Origin of the sequence: Methylobacterium sp. J-068, assembly GCF_022829445.1 — a bacterium.
Classification (GTDB): Bacteria; Pseudomonadota; Alphaproteobacteria; order Rhizobiales; family Beijerinckiaceae; genus Methylobacterium.
In genome coordinates this window covers 1-2,349 of record NZ_JAKSXY010000002.1, presented here as the reverse complement: position 1 = coordinate 2,349, position 2,349 = coordinate 1, and the positions used below count along the sequence as shown (strand labels likewise).

The 2,349-nt window shown below is 67.2% G+C and carries 1 protein-coding gene; it reads right to left on the bottom strand.

What is annotated here, in order from left to right; genetic code table 11:
* On the bottom strand, positions 1-2,289 hold a 2,289-nt coding region (locus MKK54_RS00010; protein ID WP_244008478.1), incomplete at its 3' end, for a hypothetical protein.
* Between the last annotated feature and the right edge of the window lie 60 nt (positions 2,290-2,349).

The window sequence follows — 2,349 nt, the reverse complement described above, 5'->3', positions numbered from 1 at the left end:
GTACGGCCCCACCGCCCCGACATTGTGCGCGTTGCCGTTCTTGTCGACGAAGGTCAGGTCGCCTTCATCGTTGGTGGTCAGGTTGCTGACGGTGCCATCCGTGTGCAGCCACGTAAACACCATGCCGGTGGCAAGCATCATTGCCCGGCCGCTCTCGAAGTACGCCTTCGTGTAGTTGAGGCCTTCGACATAGCCGCCGTAAGCGTGCTGGATCGCGCGGGGCCGGTCCTTCTTGAAGCTGATGATCCGGCCATAGCCCGCGAAGTTCCCGGACGGGACCGTCGCGGACGCATTGGCCGCGGCGTTAAACGTCAGGCTGGTGTCACTGCTCTTTGCGGCGACGGTGTAGGGGCCACGAAGGATCAGGTCGCCCACGGAAACGGGACGCGCGAAGATGAACTCGTCCCCGACCACGAACTGAGCCGGGAAGCGCAGATCCACCTGCACCACCGCGCTGCCGGCGGTGGTCGCGACGAAGTTCGCTTCGGTGTAATCGCCATGGGTCACGTCACCGACGCCACCATGGCCGGTGTAGGGATCGCGTCCCTGGCCCACGAGGGCGCCGGGGCCGATGTGATGTCCTTGATACCAGCCCAGGTAATAGCCCGTGATGTCGGACTTGTTGGGCGACTTGAGCACCGAGTTCGGCGCGAACGAGTGCGCACCGAACCCCTTGCCGGCGCCATCGGACACCACGTCGGTGGTCTCGGGCGCCCAAAGGAACCCCATCATCTGCCGCTGAAGGATGTCGAGCGATCGCCCGAAGCCGTTGTCGATGTAGCGGTTGACCGGGTTGTGCTCCCCCATGTTCGTATTGCCGCCCGTGCGGGAGGCCGAGGGCGAACTTTGGACGACGTACCAGCGCCCCTCGGCCGATACCCCCGCTTCCTCGAGGTCGGTGAATGCGAAGCCCACAAAGTCCGTGCGCCCCACGGGGAAGCCACGATTGCCGTCTCGGATGACGACCCGATTGGTTTCGCCCTGGACGTTGATCGCGAGCGTGAGAACGACCTTTCCGCCGCCGGCAACATTGGCGGTGGCGTTCGGACCCGGCACCTCGATAAAGACGCTGTCGAGGTTTGGATAGCCGACGATCCTGTACGGCCCATCTTTTATGGTCAGGCCTCCGAACGTGGCCTGACCGCCTTCGAACTTCAGGCGCAACCACTGCGACAGGCCGGACGAGAGGCCGTGGCCCCCGATCACCACCTGGACCGTGTTGCTACCCGGCGTGGTGACCAGGCCGTTGGTGATGGTGGTGAATGGCGGCTGATTGGCCGTGTCGTGGTTGGTGATGTTGCCGAGGACGTTCGTGTCGGCATGGCTCACGGCACGCGGCTGGAAAAAGTTGCAGGCCCCCATCCGCACGACGGGCGCACCACGTCCCTTGCCCCCGCTGGCGGGCTGCATCCGGTAAGCATAGCCGAGATACGTGCCATCGGCGGCGAAGCTGTCCAGTGTCTTGCCGTTCGTGTCCGGAAGCAGCTGCTCGGCCCAGACCTGGGCGCCAGCACGCGTCCACCGCCGCGCCGGGACCTCGCCCGCCCCTCCGTTCAGCGTATCGCCGGCAAAGGTCGGCGTGGCCTTGCCGTCGCTGCTCACCTTGCCCGCAAGGGCGCCCGGCAACCCCGGGACGTCGGCGACGCCGCCGACCCCAAGCGTCGAGGAGGGCTGGGACGGCCACTCGCCCGCATCCTTCGGACCGTAGAGGAGGTTGGCCTGCCCGTCGCGCTCGACGATCCAGTAGTCGCCATTCTCGCCGTCGAACGGCTGCGGCGCCAGCGATCCGGTCAGAAAGCCCGTGCCGCGCGCGCCGGCCTGCCCCGCTACGGCGACGGGGGTGATGATCGGCTGGCGACCCTGACCGAAGGTGACGCCAGCCCGATCCGCGACGAAGTCGCGGATGGCGGCCGGGTCGTCGTAGCGCAGGCGCACCGGTACGAGCAGGCGCCGTGCGCCGTCCACCACCTCTAGCAGATCGGCGGTAAGCTCACCGCGCGGGAAGTTCGCCTGCGCGAAGGCCCGGGACACGCGATGCACGAAGGTGTTCTTGACGGTCTGGTCGCCGCTGCCGTCGGTGGGCGGAACGAGCGAGAGACCGTCCTGGAACGTCAGCACCTTGAGCGGCGCCACGGGCTCGCCCACGCCGGTCTTGGATGTCGCGGGCGCGATCCAGGCCTCGAAGATGCGTCCCTCCACCGAGAGCGGATTGCCGGCCGCGTCGAAGAACGGGATCTCCCAATAGGGGTCCGTCTGGGTCGAGATCAGGAACTGCGGCAGGCCGGCCATGGGCGGTCTCTCGTGTCGCGCAGCCGAACGGCCGCAGCGGGCCGCGCGAGGCGGTCCGGT